The organism is Streptomyces sp. NPDC014864 (genome assembly GCF_043081525.1).
In the GTDB taxonomy this organism is placed as follows: Bacteria; Actinomycetota; Actinomycetes; order Streptomycetales; family Streptomycetaceae; genus Streptomyces.
In genome coordinates this window covers 24,091-40,994 of sequence record NZ_JBIBWT010000022.1, presented here as the reverse complement: position 1 = coordinate 40,994, position 16,904 = coordinate 24,091, and the positions used below count along the sequence as shown (strand labels likewise).

The 16,904-nt window shown below is 69.5% G+C and carries 18 protein-coding genes; all 18 read right to left on the bottom strand.

The features are described from left to right. Positions 1-64: 64 nt before the first annotated feature. Positions 65-511, bottom strand: coding sequence for a DUF2550 domain-containing protein (locus tag ACF1A5_RS29915; RefSeq protein WP_392195999.1), 447 nt, complete (start codon positions 509-511; stop codon positions 65-67). 129 nt (positions 512-640) lie between these two features. Further along, positions 641-1,018: a F0F1 ATP synthase subunit epsilon gene (locus ACF1A5_RS29910; RefSeq protein WP_392195998.1), complete on the bottom strand. Its 378-nt coding sequence runs from the start codon at positions 1,016-1,018 to the stop codon at positions 641-643. Between the two features lie 143 nt (positions 1,019-1,161). After that, a complete protein-coding gene (atpD, locus tag ACF1A5_RS29905) occupies positions 1,162-2,598 on the bottom strand; it encodes a F0F1 ATP synthase subunit beta (protein WP_392195997.1) in 1,437 nt (478 codons plus the stop codon). Continuing rightward, positions 2,599-3,516 carry a F0F1 ATP synthase subunit gamma gene (locus tag ACF1A5_RS29900; RefSeq protein ID WP_356192012.1) on the bottom strand — a complete coding sequence of 306 codons (918 nt, stop codon included), beginning with the start codon at positions 3,514-3,516 and terminating at the stop codon, positions 2,599-2,601. A gap of 21 nt (positions 3,517-3,537) precedes the next feature. Continuing rightward, the gene (gene atpA, locus ACF1A5_RS29895) at positions 3,538-5,130 is read right to left on the bottom strand and encodes a F0F1 ATP synthase subunit alpha (protein ID WP_392195996.1); all 1,593 of its coding nucleotides are present in this window, start codon (positions 5,128-5,130) and stop codon (positions 3,538-3,540) included. A 130-nt stretch (positions 5,131-5,260) separates the two neighbouring features. Then, on the bottom strand, positions 5,261-6,076 hold the full coding sequence (locus ACF1A5_RS29890) for a F0F1 ATP synthase subunit delta (RefSeq protein ID WP_392195995.1): 816 nt from the start codon (positions 6,074-6,076) through the stop codon (positions 5,261-5,263). Then, positions 6,073-6,621, bottom strand: coding sequence for a F0F1 ATP synthase subunit B (locus ACF1A5_RS29885; RefSeq protein WP_392195994.1), 549 nt, complete (start codon positions 6,619-6,621; stop codon positions 6,073-6,075). The genes ACF1A5_RS29890 and ACF1A5_RS29885 overlap by 4 nt, the downstream gene beginning before the upstream one ends. A 39-nt stretch (positions 6,622-6,660) precedes the next feature. After that, the gene (gene atpE / locus ACF1A5_RS29880) at positions 6,661-6,897 is read right to left on the bottom strand and encodes an ATP synthase F0 subunit C (protein ID WP_159535807.1); all 237 of its coding nucleotides are present in this window, start codon (positions 6,895-6,897) and stop codon (positions 6,661-6,663) included. A gap of 77 nt (positions 6,898-6,974) precedes the next feature. After that, positions 6,975-7,745 carry a F0F1 ATP synthase subunit A gene (gene atpB, locus ACF1A5_RS29875; protein WP_392196043.1) on the bottom strand — a complete coding sequence of 257 codons (771 nt, stop codon included), beginning with the start codon at positions 7,743-7,745 and terminating at the stop codon, positions 6,975-6,977. Between the two features lie 273 nt (positions 7,746-8,018). After that, positions 8,019-8,456: a hypothetical protein gene (locus tag ACF1A5_RS29870; protein ID WP_392195993.1), complete on the bottom strand. Its 438-nt coding sequence runs from the start codon at positions 8,454-8,456 to the stop codon at positions 8,019-8,021. Positions 8,457-8,757: 301 nt separating this feature from the next. Next, entirely contained in the window at positions 8,758-10,131 is a 1,374-nt protein-coding gene (locus ACF1A5_RS29865; protein WP_392195992.1) for an MraY family glycosyltransferase, read from the bottom strand. Positions 10,132-10,260: 129 nt separating this feature from the next. Beyond that, positions 10,261-11,499, bottom strand: a complete 1,239-nt coding sequence (gene glyA, locus ACF1A5_RS29860; RefSeq protein WP_392195991.1) for a serine hydroxymethyltransferase — start codon at positions 11,497-11,499, stop codon at positions 10,261-10,263. A gap of 69 nt (positions 11,500-11,568) precedes the next feature. Further along, positions 11,569-12,252: a protein-tyrosine-phosphatase gene (locus ACF1A5_RS29855; protein WP_392195990.1), complete on the bottom strand. Its 684-nt coding sequence runs from the start codon at positions 12,250-12,252 to the stop codon at positions 11,569-11,571. Positions 12,253-12,304: 52 nt separating this feature from the next. Beyond that, entirely contained in the window at positions 12,305-12,952 is a 648-nt protein-coding gene (locus ACF1A5_RS29850; RefSeq protein ID WP_356191991.1) for an L-threonylcarbamoyladenylate synthase, read from the bottom strand. 52 nt (positions 12,953-13,004) lie between these two features. After that, complete coding sequence (prmC, locus tag ACF1A5_RS29845; protein ID WP_392195989.1) at positions 13,005-13,844, bottom strand: peptide chain release factor N(5)-glutamine methyltransferase; 840 nt, start codon at positions 13,842-13,844, stop codon at positions 13,005-13,007. Between the two features lie 106 nt (positions 13,845-13,950). Further along, a complete protein-coding gene (prfA, locus tag ACF1A5_RS29840; protein ID WP_392195988.1) occupies positions 13,951-15,018 on the bottom strand; it encodes a peptide chain release factor 1 in 1,068 nt (355 codons plus the stop codon). Positions 15,019-15,131: 113 nt separating this feature from the next. After that, positions 15,132-15,353 (bottom strand): 50S ribosomal protein L31, encoded by a 222-nt coding sequence (gene rpmE, locus ACF1A5_RS29835; RefSeq protein ID WP_040248322.1) that lies wholly within the window; start codon positions 15,351-15,353, stop codon positions 15,132-15,134. 149 nt (positions 15,354-15,502) lie between these two features. Continuing rightward, positions 15,503-16,639, bottom strand: coding sequence for an LCP family protein (locus ACF1A5_RS29830; protein WP_392195987.1), 1,137 nt, complete (start codon positions 16,637-16,639; stop codon positions 15,503-15,505). Positions 16,640-16,904: the final 265 nt, after the last annotated feature.

Sequence of the window (16,904 nt, the reverse complement as noted above, 5' to 3'; positions counted from 1 at the left end):
TGAAGCAACGTTGACACCCCCCAGACTTCGTCCGGGGGGATCCCCGACCAACGAGTGAATGTGGCTACGCCACATTCACTCGTTGCCCAGGCGGGGCTGCCTCCAGCCACGCGAGGAAACCGGTCAGCGCGTCCTCGCTCATGGCGAGTTCGAGACGGGTCCCGCGGTGCTGGCAGGCGAGGATCACGGCGTCGGAGAGCAGGGCGAGTTCCTCCTCGCCCTCGGGAAGACGGCGGCCCGCCACCTCGATCGCGGAGCGTTCCAGGACGCGGCGGGGGCGGAGGGCGTAGGAGAAGACCCGGAACCACGACACGCGGTCGCCGCTGTAGCGGGCCACGCCGTAGCTCCAGCCCTTGCCGCCTGCGTCGGGCTTCTCGGGTACGTCCCAGCGCAGGCTGCAGTCGAAGGTGCCGCCCGAGCGCTGGATGAGTCTGCGTCGCAGGCCGAAGACGAACAGTCCCACCACCACGAGCACGACCACGAGCCCGCACACAGTCAGAGCGAGGATCATCGGCACCGACCTCCTCGTCTCCTAGGTAACGGAACGGAAAAAACACCCACATCGGCCTCAGCCGCGGCTGGTACCGGAGCGATCCGGTACCAGCCGCGGCTGAGTGACGTCAGCACATGGCGTGCTTGGTCAGCGTCCTGACGTCGCCGCCCGCAGCCGGACGTCCGCGCGGCGCTCGGCGGAGGCGTCGGCCTCGGCCTTCGCGCGCTCGAGCGCCCGCTCCGCGCGCTGGACGTCGATCTCGTCCGACAGCTCGGCGATCTCGGCCAGCAGGGACAGCTTGTCGTCCGCGAACGAGATGAAACCGCCGTGCACCGCGGCGACGACGGTCCCACCCTCACTCGTACGGATGGTCACCGGGCCCGACTCCAGCACACCGAGCAGCGGCTGGTGACCGGGCATGACGCCGATGTCGCCGGACGTGGTGCGCGCGACGACCAGGGTGGCCTCGCCGGACCAGACCTGGCGGTCGGCGGCGACCAGCTCGACGTGCAGCTCAGCAGCCAAGGGAGGCTCCTCGGGTCACCACCCGGCGGTTGTGCCGGGTGTTGGGGTCAATTCTAGGGGGCGTGCGGAAGGGGGCGGGACGCGCCCGCCCCCTTCGGTGTGAGCACAGGGCTCACGGTGAGCTCAGAGCTCCGGAGAGAGCGTCAGGAGACGCCCAGCTCCTTGGCGTTCTTCTTCAGGTCCTCGAGACCACCGCACATGAAGAACGCCTGCTCGGGGAAGTGGTCGTACTCGCCGTCGCAGATCGCGTTGAACGCGGCGATCGACTCCTCCAGCGGCACGTCCGAACCGTCCACGCCGGTGAACTGCTTGGCGACGTGGGTGTTCTGGGACAGGAAGCGCTCCACGCGACGGGCACGGTGGACGACGAGCTTGTCCTCCTCGCCGAGCTCGTCGATACCGAGGATCGCGATGATGTCCTGCAGGTCCTTGTACTTCTGCAGGATGCTCTTCACGCGCATGGCCGCGTTGTAGTGGTCCTGCGCGATGTAGCGCGGGTCCAGGATCCGGGACGTGGAGTCCAGCGGGTCCACGGCCGGGTAGATGCCCTTCTCGGAGATCGGACGGGACAGAACCGTCGTCGCGTCGAGGTGGGCGAAGGTGGTCGCCGGGGCCGGGTCGGTCAGGTCGTCGGCGGGGACGTAGATCGCCTGCATCGAGGTGATCGAGTGACCGCGGGTCGAGGTGATGCGCTCCTGGAGGAGGCCCATCTCGTCGGCCAGGGTCGGCTGGTAACCCACCGCGGACGGCATACGGCCGAGCAGGGTGGAGACCTCGGAACCGGCCTGCGTGAAGCGGAAGATGTTGTCGATGAAGAACAGCACGTCCTGCTTCTGGACGTCGCGGAAGTACTCGGCCATGGTCAGGCCGGCCAGCGCGACGCGCAGACGGGTGCCCGGGGGCTCGTCCATCTGACCGAAGACCAGCGCGGTCTTGTCGATGACGCCCGAGTCCGACATCTCCTCGATGAGGTCGTTGCCCTCACGGGTGCGCTCACCGACACCGGCGAACACGGAGACACCGTCGTGGTTGTTGGCGACGCGGTAGATCATCTCCTGGATGAGCACCGTCTTGCCGACGCCGGCGCCGCCGAACAGACCGATCTTGCCGCCCTTGACGTACGGGGTCAGCAGGTCGATGACCTTGACGCCGGTCTCGAACATCTCGGTCTTCGACTCGAGCTCGTCGAAGTTCGGCGCCTTGCGGTGGATGGTCCAGCGCTCGCCATCGTACTGCTCGTCGACGTTCAGCACGTCACCGAGGGTGTTGAACACCTTGCCCTTGGTGAAGTCGCCGACCGGGACGGTGATGCCCGTGCCGGTGTCGGTCACCGGAGCCTGGCGGACCAGGCCGTCGGTGGGCTGCATGGAGATGGTGCGGACCAGGCCGTCACCCAGGTGCTGGGCGACCTCCAGGGTCAGCGTCTTCTTCGCGCCCGCGTTCGCCGGGTCGGCGACGTCCACGTGCAGGGCGTTGTAGATGTCCGGCATCGCGTCGACGGGGAACTCCACGTCGACGACCGGGCCGATGACCCGGGCGACGCGGCCCGTGGCCGCCGCGGTCTCAACAGTGGTGGTCATTTATCGGTCACTCCCCGCGGTCGCGTCGGCCAGGGCGCTCGCGCCACCGACGATCTCGCTGATTTCCTGGGTGATTTCGGCCTGGCGGGCCGCGTTGGCAAGACGGGAGAGCGTGTTGATCAGCTCGCCCGCGTTGTCGGTGGCCGACTTCATCGCGCGCCGCGTGGCGGCGTGCTTCGAAGCGGCCGACTGGAGCATCGCGTTGTAGATGCGGCTCTCCACGTAGCGCGGCAGCAGGGCGTCGAGGACGTCCTCCGCCGAGGGCTCGAAGTCGTAGAGCGGCAGGATCTCGCCCTTGGGCGCGGCCTGCGCGGCGACCTCGTCGAGGCGCAGCGGAAGCAGCCGGGAGTCGATCGCCGTCTGCGTCATCATCGAGACGAACTCGGTGTAGACGATGTGGAGTTCGTCCACGCCGCCGTCCGCCGTCTCCTTCTCGATGGCCTCGATCAGCGGCGCCGCGACCGTCTTGGCGTCCGCGTAGGAAGGCTCGTCGGTGAAGCCCGTCCACGACTCCGAGATCTTGCGCTCACGGAAGTTGTAGTGGGCGACACCGCGTCGGCCGACGATGTACGTGTCGACCTGCTTGCCCTCACGCTCCAGGCGCTCGGTCAGCTGCTCCGCCGCCTTGATGGCGTTGGAGTTGAAGGCCCCGGCGAGACCGCGGTCGCTCGTGAGGAGCAGGACCGCGGCACGGGTCGGGTTCTCCGCCTCCGTGGTCAGCGGGTGCTTGGTGTTCGAACCGGTGCCGACCGCCGTGACCGCGCGGGTCAGTTCCTGCGCGTACGGCGTGGAGGCCGCCACCTTGCGCTGCGCCTTGACGACGCGCGAGGCGGCGATCATCTCCATCGCCTTGGTGATCTTCTTGGTCGCGGTGACGGATCGGATGCGACGCTTGTAGACCCGGAGCTGGGCTCCCATGAGTCAGGTCCCTTCCTTACGTCACTTGGCGGCAGCGGCCGGGACGTCCTCGCCGAGCAGCTTGCCGTCGGAGGTCTCGAACTGCTTCTTGAACTCCGCGATCGCGTCAGCGATGGCCTGCAGGGTGTCGTCGGACATCTTGCCGCCCTCCCTGATGGAGGTCATGAGGCCCTGGTGCTTGCGGTGCAGGAACTCCAGGAGTTCGCGCTCGAAGCGGCGGACGTCGGAGACCGGCACGTCGTCCATCTTGCCGGTGGTGCCGGCCCAGATGGAGACGACCTGGTCCTCGGTGGACATCGGCTGGTACTGATCCTGCTTCAGCAGCTCCACCATGCGCTGACCGCGCTCCAGCTGCGCCTTCGACGCCGCGTCCAGGTCGGAACCGAAGGCGGCGAACGCCTCCAGCTCACGGAACTGGGCGAGGTCGACACGCAGACGGCCGGAGACCTGCTTCATCGCCTTGTGCTGGGCGGAACCGCCGACTCGGGAGACGGAGATACCGACGTTCAGCGCGGGGCGCTGACCGGCGTTGAACAGGTCCGACTCCAGGAAGCACTGGCCGTCGGTGATGGAGATGACGTTGGTCGGGATGAACGCCGAGACGTCGTTGGCCTTGGTCTCGACGATCGGCAGACCGGTCATCGAACCGGCACCCATGTCGTCGGAGAGCTTCGCGCAGCGCTCCAGCAGACGGGAGTGCAGGTAGAAGACGTCACCCGGGTAGGCCTCGCGGCCCGGCGGGCGGCGCAGCAGCAGGGACACGGCGCGGTAGGCGTCGGCCTGCTTCGAGAGGTCGTCGAAGACGATGAGGACGTGCTTGCCCTCGTACATCCACTGCTGGCCGATGGCCGAACCGGTGTACGGCGCCAGGTACTTGAAGCCGGCCGGGTCGGACGCCGGGGCGGCGACGATGGTCGTGTACTCCAGCGCGCCGTTCTCCTCCAGCGCGCGGCGGACCGACGCGATGGTCGAGCCCTTCTGGCCGATGGCGACGTAGATGCAGCGGACCTGCTTGTTCGGGTCGCCGGTGCGCCAGTTGTCGCGCTGGTTGATGATCGTGTCGACGGCCAGGGCGGTCTTGCCGGTCTGGCGGTCGCCGATGATCAGCTGACGCTGACCACGGCCGATCGGGGTCATGGCGTCGACGGCCTTGTAGCCGGTCTCCATCGGCTCGTGCACCGACTTGCGCTGCATGACCGTGGGGGCCTGCAGCTCGAGGGCGCGGCGACCGGACGTCTCGATCTCGCCGAGGCCGTCGATCGGGTTGCCGAGGGGGTCGACCACACGGCCGAGGTAGCCCTCGCCGACGGCGACGGACAGGACCTCGCCGGTGCGGGTGACCGGCTGGCCCTCCTCGATGCCGCTGAACTCACCGAGGACGATGGCACCGATCTCGCGCTCCTCGAGGTTGAGGGCGAGGCCGAGGGTGCCGTCCTCGAACTTCAGCAGTTCGTTGGCCATGGCCGAGGGCAGGCCCTCGACCTTCGCGATGCCGTCGCCGGCAAGGGTGACCGTACCGACCTCCTCGCGCGAGGCCGCGTCCGGCTTGTACGACTGGACGAAGTTCTCCAGCGCGTCCCGGATCTCCTCCGGCCGGATCGTGAGCTCCGCCATCTGGGTTCCCTGCTCTCCTTGTTGGGCCCGAAGTTTCACTTGGGGGGTATGGGGACTCCCCCCAATAAGAGGTGAATCCTCTGCACGGCCCAACCAGGGCCGTCGTGTACGTCTTGTTGTTGAGTTGCTGCTAGCTCGCCATGCGGCGGGCGGCCTCGTCGAGCCGGTCCGCGAGAGAGCCGTTGATGACCTCGTCGCCGACCTTCACCCTGATTCCGCCGAGGATCTCGGGGTCCACGTCCAGGTTCAGGTGCATCTGGCGGCCGTAGAGCTTCGCGAGGGCCGCGCCGAGGCGCCGCTTCTGCGTGTCGCTCAGCGGTACCGCCGAGGTGACGACGGCGACCATACGGTCCCGGCGCTCGGCGGCGAGCTTGGACAGGGACTCCAGTCCCGCTTCCAGGCTACGTCCCCGCGGCGCGGTGACGAGGCGCGTCACCAGACGCTCGGTGGTCACGGTGGCCCGGCCGCCGAGAAGGCGGTGCAGCAGCGCGGTCTTGGCCGAGGTGCTCGCGGCACGGTCGGTCAGCGCCGCACGCAGCTCGGTGTTCGAGGAGACGATCCGGCCGAAGCGGAACAGCTCGTCCTCGACGTCGTCGAGCGTGCCCGTCCGCTGGGCGGCGGTGAGGTCGGCGATGTTCGCCAGCTCCTCCAGCGCGTCCACCAGGTCGCGCGGCTGCGACCAGCGGGACCGCACCATGCCGGCCACGAGGTCGGCGGTGGTGCCGCTGACCTGGCCGCCGAGCAGGCGCTGGACCAGCTCGGCCTTGGCCTCGCCGGGCTGCGCCGGGTCGGTGAGGACCCGGCGCAGGCCGGGCTCGCGGTCGAGCAGCGCGGTGACGGCCGCCAGCTCGTCCGCGAGTCGCGCCGCGTCCACGGACGTGGAGTCCGTCAGCGCGTCGAGACGCTCGCGTGCGGCTGCCAGGGCCTCGCGGCTCGCTCCGTTCATCGCGCGGCCTCGGCCTTCTCCTCGAGGTCGTCGAGGAAGCGGTCGATCACGCGGCTCTGACGGGCGTAGTCCTCGAGGGACTCGCCGACGAGCTTGCCGGCCAGGTCGGTGGCGAGCTTGCCGACGTACTGGCGGAGCGCGGACGAGGCGGCCTTGCGGTCGGCCTCGATCTGGGCGTGACCAGCGGCGACGATCTCCTCGCGCTGCCGCTGGCCCTCGGCCCGCATCTCGGCGATGAGCGCGGCGCCCTGCTCCTGCGCCTCCTGGCGCAGACGCGCGGCCTCGTGCCGGGCCTCGGCGAGCTGGGCCTTGTACTGCTCCAGAACGCTCTGGGCCTCGACCTTCATGGCCTCGGCCTCTTCGATACCGCCTTCGATCGCCGCGCGGCGCTCCTCCAGAACCTTGTTGATGTTCGGAAGCAGCTTCTTCCAGAAGAAGAAGAACACGATGGCGAAGGCGATGGTGCCGACGAGCAGTTCGGGGCCGGGCGGGATGAGGGGATTCTGCTTCTCCTCAGCCGCCAGCTGAACCAGGTGGGCGATCACATCAGTGCCTTTCGTCGATACGTGCCGGTAAGTAACTGATTACTGACCGAACACGAACGGCATAACGATGCCGATGAGGGCGAGCGCCTCACAGAAGGCGAAGCCGAGGATCTGGTTGGCACGGATCAGACCGGCCGCCTCGGGCTGACGGGCCAGCGCCTGGGTGCCGTTGCCGAAGATGATGCCGATACCGATGCCGGGGCCGATGGCCGCGAGGCCGTAACCGATGGAGCCGAGGGAACCGGAGACGGCGGCGAGGGTCTCAGTGGCAGCCATGCTGATTTTCCTTCTCTTTCACGGACCGGTGGGGGTTGGCCACCGGACGACTGGTGAGGTGGGGCGGACGGTGCTGCTCAGTGGTGCTCGGCGAGAGCGCCCTGAACGTAGGAGCAGGCCAGCAGCACGAACACGTACGCCTGGACGGCCTGGACGAAGAGCTCGAACATGATCATGACGACGGTCATCACGAAGGAGACGGCAGCGCCGGGGATCATGTAGCTGTTCAGCAGGTACCAGCTGGCGACGGTGAACATCACCAGGAGCAGGTGACCGGCGAACATGTTGGCGAAGAGTCGGACCGCGTGCGTGAAGGGCCGGACGAGGACGTTCGAGAAGAACTCGATGACCACGACGAGCGGCAGCACCGCACCGAGCGACTTGTCGTAACCGGTGAGGTTCTTGAACCCGCCCGCGAAGCCGTGCTTCTTGAAGGTGAGCGACAGCCACGTGATGTAGACGATCGCGGCCAGCACGGCGGGGAACGCGATGATCGACGACACCGGGAACTGGGCTACCGGGATCACGGACCAGACGTTCATGATCCAGATGAAGAAGAAGAGCGAGACCATCAGCGGGACGTACTTCTCGCCCTCGCGCTTGCCCAGCGTCTCGTAGACGATGCCGCGGCGCACGAAGTCGTAGCCGGCCTCGCCGACCATCTGCAGCTTGCCCGGCACCAGCTTCGCCTTGCCGAAGGCCGCCCAGAAGAAGCCGACGACGATGACGGTGGTGATGAGTGAGAGCAGCATCACCTTGTTGAACTCGAAGCCGCCGACCGTGGCGATCGGCGCGAAGAGGAACGAGTGCAGGCCCGGAGCCGGGAAGCCACACCCGTTGTCGGACATGATCCGACAACTCCAGTCGAAGGCGAGCTGGGTCTGTTCAGCACTCACCGCGGGCTCCTTCGGCGTGACGCATAGGTACGGCAACCTCGTTGTGTCGGCGCGGCGCGCAGCCGCGGGTCGGCACCGGACTGGTGTTACGGATGTGGGGGCGGCTGGGGGGCATCGAGCCTCGCGAAGGGGCAGGCGTCAGCTCAGATGCCCGCGCCCGCGATGCCGCAGTTGGCACCGGACGATAGCAGGAGATCTCGCACGTCTTTATCCCGGCCCTACCCCTCACGAGGAGTGCCCCGTCTTCTCGGGCCTCTCGCTCTTCCCGGACTCGGGTTCGACGTAGAAGATCTTGGCCTTCATGTGCGCACGGGCCTGCGCCGCCATCCACACGACGGTCGCCACGACCAGGGAGATCGCGAACGCCTTCGGGTCGAAGAGCGAGGTGTGCCTGAAGAGGGCCACGAAGATCATGAGCAGCAGGAGCTGGGCGACGTAGAGCATCAGCCCCATGGCCTGGAACAGCTGCGGAAGCGTTTTCGCGGTCCACTGCAGCACGTACAGGCCGACGCCCATGAACAGGACGGCCAGCAGCACGCCCACGGCCGCCCCGACCGCTCCCCTGCCGCCGGCCACCACACCGCTGACGGCGACCGCGACCACGCCGGCGGCCACCGTGGGCACGGCGATCGGCAGCAGGCTCCGGACGTCATTGGCAGGCATGGCGGCAACTCCGCTTTCGCAGGGGGTTCGGGGTGTCGTCATGGACGAGCGTAGTCCCGGACGTGAGAGAGAACCTCAACGCCCTGGGGTCGCGCACTTGCGTCCTTCGGCTCTGTCCGGGGGTTCTCGTGAACCGTATCACAAACTATTTGATGAGGTCTTTACCTGGTGGATGTGCCAGCTGTCACACATGAGAGTGACCGTGCGCGTACGTGCAGAAACCGAGCCGACATGTCTGGTATTGGGGGGCTTTGCACCCCCACGAGATGGCAACGCTTTAGTCAGATTCTTACCTTGGGCGTCAGCGCGACGACCCCGCGGTACGTCCGTCCAGAACCCGCGAACGGGCACCCAGCGCGGTCGCTCCGTTGACTCCCGCCACACCGGCCACCACGGGCGTGACGGGTGCCGAGGGCTCGGAGGCCTGGCCCGAGTCGCCCTGCGCCGCGGCCTCTGCGCTCTCCGCGGACGCGGTGGCCGGGGTCGAGGCGCCCGGCGCCGTGGCCCGCCGGCGGCGGTAGCGCGGCGGCACGAAGCGCTCGGCCCAGCGCGGGGCGCGCGGGGTGAAGCGGGGCAGCAGGAGCAGCCCCAGCCCGATCGCGCTGAGGAACACCACGCCGAGCACGATCCACATGGAGGCCGAGTTGACCGAGTAGGTCAGCGCCCCGAAGCCGATCAGCGCCGCCCAGAAGTACATGATCAGCACCGCCCGGCTGTGCGAGTGGCCGATCTCCAGCAGCCGGTGGTGCAGATGCCCGCGGTCGGCGGCGAACGGCGACTGGCCGCGCCAGGTGCGCCGCAGGATGGCCAGCACCAGGTCGGCGGCCGGGATGGCGATGATGGTCAGCGGCATCAGCAGCGGGATGTAGACCGGCACCATCTGGTGCACGGAGTTGCGCTCGGAGCCGGTGAACAGGTTCATCAGGTCCGGATCGACCTGACCCGTCACCGAGATCGCGCCGGCCGCCAGCACCAGGCCGATCAGCATCGAGCCGGAGTCGCCCATGAAGATCCGCGCCGGGTGCATGTTGTGCGGCAGGAAGCCCAGGCACATGCCCATGAGGACGGCGGCGAACAGCGTGGCCGGGGCGGCGGCCTCGATGCCGTAGGAGTACCAGATCCGGTACGTGTACATGAAGAACGCGGCCGCCGCGATGCACACCATCCCCGAGGCCAGCCCGTCGAGTCCGTCGACGAAGTTGACCGCGTTGATGGTGATGACGACCAGTGCCACGGTCAGCAGCGTGCCCTGCCACTGGGTCAGCGCGACCGTGCCGACGCCCGGCACCGGCAGCCAAAGGATCGTCAGACCCTGCATGACCATCACACCGGCGGCGATCATCTGGCCGCCCAGCTTGATCAGGGCGTCGATCTCGAACTTGTCGTCCAGGACACCGATCAGCCAGATCAGCGCGGCTCCGGACAGCAGCGCCCGCGGCTCGTTCGACTTCTCGAAGACCTCGTTGAGGTTGGTGAGGTGGTCGGCGACCAGCAGGCCCGCGCACATACCGAAGAACATCGCAATCCCGCCGAGCCGCGGAGTGGGTTCCCGGTGCACGTCACGCGCCCGGATCTCCGGCATCGCGCCCGCCACGATCGCGAACTTCCGTACCGGCCCTGTCAGCAGGTAGGTCACCGCGGCCGTGATGCAGAGCGTCAGCAGGTATTCACGCACAGGCTTCCCCACAGGTCTCGCTGGCCATCTCAGCCCCACAGCCTAGCGACGCAGGCATATGTATGGGGACTTCCGGGTAGCGACGATGGTTGCACGCGTGGCTGTGCACGACGGTGCGCCTACCCCGCCTCAGCCGGGATACGGCGGAAATCTACCCGTGAGCTCGCGCACGTCCGCACGCGCCCTCGCCGCGTCCGCCTCGCCACGCAGCACCTTCCCGACCAGCACGGCGATCCACTCCATCTCCGCCTGCCCCATGCCCTGCGAGGTCACCGCGGCCGTGCCCAGCCGCAGCCCGCGGACGTCGGCGTGGGGAAGCGCACAGCAGTCGAGGACGATGCCGGCGGCGGCGAGCCGCCCGCGCGCGGTGCGCCCGTCGCAGCCGAGCGGCGCCGGGTCGGCGGTGATCAGGTGGGTGTCGGTGCCGCCCGTGGTCACCACCAGGCCCTCGGCGCCCAGCCGGGCGGCCAGGACCCGCGCGTTGGCGACGACCTGATGGGCATAGGCGGCGAAGGCCGGGGTCGCCGCCTCGCCGAACGCGACGGCCTTCGCGGCGATGGTGTGCATCTGCGCGCCACCCTGGGTGAAGGGGAACACGGCCCGGTCGACCCGCTCGGCCAGCTCGGCGCCGCACAGGATCATCCCGCCGCGCGGCCCGCGCAGCACCTTGTGCGTCGTGGCGCACACCACGTCGGCGAACGGCACCGGGCTGGGCGCCGCTCCCCCGGCGACCAGCCCGATCGGGTGTGCGGCGTCCGCGATGAGATACGCGCCCACCTCGTCGGCGACCTCGCGGAAGAAGGCGTGGTCGATGTGGCGCGGGTAGGCGATGGAGCCGCACACGATCGCCTTGGGCCGGTGCGTCCGGGCCAGCGTGCGCACCTGGAGGTGGTCCATCAGCCCGGTCTCCGCGTCCACCCCGTAGCCGACGAAGTCGAACCAGCGGCCCGAGAAGTTGGTGGGCGAGCCGTGCGTGAGGTGACCGCCGTAGGGCAGGCCGAGGGCGAGCACGGTGTCGCCGGGGCGCAGCAGCGCTGCGTACGCGGCGAGCACCGCCGAGGAGCCCGAGTGCGGCTGCACATTGGCGTGCTCGGCTCCGAACAGCTGCCGCGCCCGCTCCACGGCGAGACGCTCGGCCATGTCGACGATCTCGCAGCCGCCGTGGAAGCGGGCCCCCGGATAGCCCTCGGCGTACTTGTTGGCGAGCGGCGAGCCGAGCGCGGCGAGCACCGCGGGCGAGGTGAAGTTCTCGGCCGCGATCAGCTGGAGCGTCGTCGACTGCCGCCGGAGCTCCCCGAGCAGGATGTCGGCCACTTCGGGGTCCTGCCGCCGCAGGACATCGGCCTCTAGCGCGGGGGTGACCGACATGGTGGGCTCCGGGCGGTCGACGGTGACGTACGTCCAATGTAGGCCCGGGGCGGGTGGGACGCGCGGCTGTTACGCCCGTGTGGGTACGCCGGTCAGCGCCGTGACGACGGGGTCCAGCGCCTGGTGTATCTCGTCGCCGATCGAGCGGAAGAAGGGCAGCGGCGCCCCGTACGGGTCGTACACCTCGTCCGCCTCGGCGGTCGGGGCCAGCAGCCACCCGCGCAGCGCGGCGGCCGCGCGCACCAGGGCGCGGGCGCGTTCGACCACGCCGTCCTCCAGCGGGGGCAGCGTGGCCGGGTCTATCGCCTTCACCAGCCGGGTGAACTCCTTCAGCGTGAAGGTGCGCAGGCCCGCCGAGTGGCCCATGGAGATGACCTGGGCGCGGTGGTCGCGGGTCGCGGTGAGGACCAGGTCGGCGCGGATGACGTGCTCGTCCAGCAACTCCCGGCCCGTGAAGCCGGTGGCGTCCGCGCCGAAGTCGGCCAGCACGGTCTCCGCGTTGGCCTCCATGGGCGCGCCCTCGTGGCCCCAGGTGCCGGCGCTCTCCACGATCAGCTCGCCGCCGAGGCGCCGTCCGGGGGATCCGGGCGGGGGGTCGCCGAGCCGGTCCGCCAGGAAATGCCGGGTCAGCCGCTCGGTGATCGGCGAACGGCACACGTTTCCGGTGCTGACGTGGAGGATGCGGAAGGCGTCGCGCGGAAGACCCGGCTCCACCGGGCCCCGCGTCTCGTCCCCGTCCCCTATGCCACGCATGGGGGTACCCCCTGCTCGAGCGCGGCCGAGAGCTTGGGGGAGTCGGGCGCCGTCAATTCGCCACCTCGAGGTCGGGTACGACCTTCCGCAGCTCCTCCGGCGACAGGGCGCCCTCGCGCAGCAGCACCGGCACCCGGCCGGTGACGTCGACGATGGAGGACGGGACGTTGCCGGGGGTCGGGCCGCCGTCGAGGTAGACGGACACGGAGTCGCCGAGCATGTCCTGGGCGGCGTCGCAGGTCTCCGGCGCGGGGTGGCCGGTGAGGTTGGCGGAGGAGACGGCCATCGGGCCGACCTCGGTGAGCAGTTCGATGGCGACGGGGTGCAGCGGCATCCGCACCGCGACCGTGCCGCGGGTGTCCCCGAGGTCCCACTGCAGGGACGGCTGGTGCCGGGCGACCAGGGTCAGCGCGCCCGGCCAGAACGCGTCCACGAGCTCCCAGGCCATCTCGGAGAAGTCCGTGACGAGGCCGTGCAGAGTGTTCGGGGAGCCGATGAGGACGGGGGTGGGCATGTTGCGGCCCCGGCCCTTGGCGGCGAGCAGGTCGGCCACGGCCTCGGAGGAGAACGCGTCGGCGCCGATGCCGTACACGGTGTCGGTCGGCAGCACCACGAGTTCGCCCCGGCGGACGGCGGACGCGGCCTCGCGCAGACCCGTCACGCGGTCGGTCGCGTCATTGGTGTCGTATCGCCGTGCCATTGTCAGCGGGCCTCCTCGTACACGTACTGCTCGGTCGAAGTCCTGGTGGGGGTCACGGCATCGCCTTGCGCGCGGTGGCGAAGCGCGGCCGGTTGTTGAGGTCGGGGTGGTCGGCCGCGTCGGCCCAGCCCCGCTCCTCGGTGAAGATCCACGGCACCTGGCCGCCCTGGGTGTCGGCGTGCTCGATCACGACGACACCGCCGGGGCGCAACAGCCGGTGCGCGGTGCGCTCGATGCCGCGGATCAGGTCGAGACCGTCCTCCCCGGAGAACAACGCGAGTTCGGGGTCGTAGTCGCGGGCCTCCGGGGCTACGTACTCCCATTCGGTGAGCGGGACGTACGGCGGGTTGGAGATGACCAGGTCGACCTGGCCGTCGAGGTCGTGGAAGGCGGTCAGCGCGTCGCCCTGGCGCAGGTCGACGCGCGAGCCCTCCATGTTCCTGCGGGTCCAGCGCAGCGCGTCCTCGCTGAGCTCCACGGCGTGCACCCGGGAGCGGGGCACCTCCTGGGCGAGGGCGAGCGCGATGGCGCCCGAGCCGGTGCACAGGTCGACGATGCACGGCTCGACCACGTCCATGGCGCGCACGGCGTCTATGGCCCAGCCGACCACGGACTCGGTCTCCGGCCTCGGGACGAACACCCCGGGGCCGACCTGGAGCTCCAGGTACCGGAAGTAGGCGCGCCCGGTGATGTGCTGGAGCGGCTCGCGCTGCTCGCGGCGCGCGATGACCTCCCAGTAACGGGCGTCGAAGTCCGTGTCCTTGACGGTGTGCAGTTCGCCCCGTTTGACACCGTGCACGAACGCGGCGAGCTCCTCCGCGTCGGTGCGCGGCGAGGGCACGCCGGCGTCGGCCAGCCGCTGGGTGGCCTGGGCCACCTCCGCGAGCAGCACGCTGCGGGGGCTTGGGGGTCGCCCCCCAAAATCTTGCTGCACGCTGGTCCTCCGGTCCTCGGTACTTCCTCTGGTGAGCGCTGCGCGGCCCGTGCGGGCCCTCGCCCTACGCGGCGGCGAGCTTGGCCGCCGAGTCCGCGTCGACGCAGGCCTGGATCACCGCACCGAGGTCGCCGTCCAGGACCTGGTCCAGGTTGTACGCCTTGAAGCCGACGCGGTGGTCGGAGATGCGGTTCTCCGGGAAGTTGTAGGTGCGGATCTTCTCGGAGCGGTCGACGGTGCGGACCTGGCTGCGGCGGGCGTCCGCGGCCTCCTTCTCCGCCTCCTCCTGCGCCGCGGCGAGCAGCCTGGAGCGCAGGATACGCATCGCCTGCTCCTTGTTCTGCAGCTGGCTCTTCTCGTTCTGGCAGGAGGCGACGACTCCGGTGGGCAGGTGCGTGATGCGCACCGCGGAGTCGGTGGTGTTCACGGACTGGCCGCCGGGGCCGGAGGACCGGTAGACGTCGATCCGCAGGTCGTTCGGGTTGATCTCGACGTCGACCTCCTCGGCCTCGGGGGTGACGAGGACGCCCGCGGCGGAGGTGTGGATGCGGCCCTGCGACTCGGTGGCGGGCACGCGCTGCACGCGGTGCACCCCGCCCTCGTACTTCAGCCGGGCCCAGACGCCCTGGCCGGGCTCGATCTGCCCGCGGGCCTTCACCGCGACCTGGACGTCCTTGTAACCGCCGAGCTCGGACTCGGTGGCGTCGATGATCTCGGTCTTCCAGCCGACGCGCTCGGCGTAGCGCAGGTACATCCGCAGCAGGTCGCCGGCGAACAGGGCGGACTCGTCGCCGCCCGCGCCCGCCTTGATCTCCAGGAGCACGTCCTTGTCGTCGCTGGGGTCGCGCGGGACCAGCAGGAGGCGCAGCTTCTCGGTCAGCTCCTCGCGGTACCGCTCCAGCTCCTTGACCTCGGCGGCGAAGTCGGGGTCGTCGGCGGCGAGTTCGCGCGCGGTCTCGATGTCGTCGCCGGTCTGCTTCCAGGAGCGGTACGTGGCGACGATCGGGGTGAGCTCGGCGTAGCGCTTGTTGAGCTTGCGCGCGTTCGCCTGGTCGGCGTGGACCGACGGGTCGGCGAGCTTCTTCTCCAGGTCGGCGTGCTCGGCGACGAGTTCCTCGACGGCCTCGAACATCTTGGGGCTCCTGTACTGCGCTGCGGGTGAGGGGAAGGCGGGCGACCAAAAACGCCGGTCCCGGCGCGCCCTCGCGGTGGGGGCGCAGCCGTGGACCGGCGATTTGGGGCTCGCTACTTCTTGGAGCCGGCAGCCTTGCCGAAGCGGGCCTCGAAGCGGGCCACACGGCCACCGGTGTCGAGGATCTTCTGCTTGCCCGTGTAGAACGGGTGGCACTCGGAGCAGACCTCGGCGCGGATGGTGCCGCTGTTGATCGTGCTGCGGGTGGTGAACGACGCGCCGCAGGTGCAGCTGACCTGCGTCTCGACGTACTCGGGGTGGATGTCGCGCTTCAAGGTGTCTCCTAGGATCGGGAGGGCGCCGGGTCGCAGCCGCGGGATGCGGAGGCGTGAACCGGAGCCGACGTACCAGTCTGCCAGGACTGGCGCCATCCCCCAAAACCGGGGGGCGGGGCGAGATATTCCCGCGCCCGGCCGGGCCGTGCCTAGGACGCGCTCACGACACCCTTGGCCTCGCCCGTGGCGGTGTTCTTCGTGGCGCTCTCCGGGATCGGCCGGTCGTTCCTGAGCGCCTCCCACACCTGCTTCGCCTTGGGCTTGTCGATGAGGACCCGGTTGGCGTTCGCGCTGTCGTACTGCACCGGCATCGTGACCATGTTCATGTCCGAGGACTGGATGCGCTTGAGACCCTCGGCGAAGGACATCAGGGAGTTCACCGAGCCGAGGTCGGAGTCGGTGGTGACGGACCTGGTGGCGGTGTCGGCGAGGTCGTAGAGCCTCTTCGGGTCGGAGAACAGGCCGATGTGCCCGACCTGCTCGACCAGGGCCTTGACGAAGGACTGCTGGAGCTGGATGCGGCCGAGGTCGGAGCCGTCGCCGACGCCGTGCCGGGTGCGCACCAGGGCGAGCGCCTGCCGCCCGTCGAGGGAGTGGGTGCCGGCGGCGAGCTTGAGGTGGCTCTCCCGGTCGTCGATGTCCTTGCCGGTGGTGACCCGTACGCCGCCGAGCTCGTCGACGAGCTTCTGGAAGCCCCGGAAGTCGACCTCCAGGTAGTGGTCCATCCGGACGCCGGTCAGCGACTCGACGGACTTCACGGCGCAGGTGGCGCCGCCGGTGGAGTACGCCTCGTTGAACATCACGTTCCGCGCGGCGGGGTGCGTGGTGCCGTGGGCGTCGGTGCACTCGGGGCGGTCGACGAGAGTGTCGCGCGGGATGGACACCACGCTGGCCTTCTTGTGGCCCTTGTAGACGTGCACGATCATCGCCGTGTCGGAGCGGGCGCTGCCGTCGTCGACGCCTCCGCCCAGCTTCCTGTTGCCGCCGGCGCGGGTGTCGGAGCCGAGGACCAGGATGTTCTCGGAGCCGTTGTCGACCTTGGCCGGCCGGTCGCCACCGAGGGCCTGGTCGATGTCGACACTCTTGATGTTGCCGTTGAGCTTGAAGTAGACGTAGCCGGCGCCGGTGCCGCCGAGCACGACGATGCCCGCCGCGGTCCAGGCCGTGACCAGCAGGGCCTTGCGCCGCCCCCTGGGGGGCCTGCGACGGCCCCCGGCGGGGCTGGACGGGCTCGCGGAACCGGTGTCCCCGGATATGGCGGGGTCCGGCGTGCTCTCGGCGGACATGTGCTCCTCAGACTCTCGTGTACGGCCTCTTACCCCCTGCTTTCAGGGACAGGCCCCGGTCCCCCTGTGGACGCGCGGGCGTACCGCACCATCGTCGCTCGTACGGTCAGACGGGGGAACTCGGGAAAGGGTTGCACAACGCACCCTGCCCGCCATGTCAGGAGATACGCACGCCGCGCAGCCGCCCGCCGCGTGCCCTCCGGGGTTCACCTGCGGCTTCGCCGGGGTGGCCGAAAACGCTCGGTGCCGGGGGCGGACGCACCGC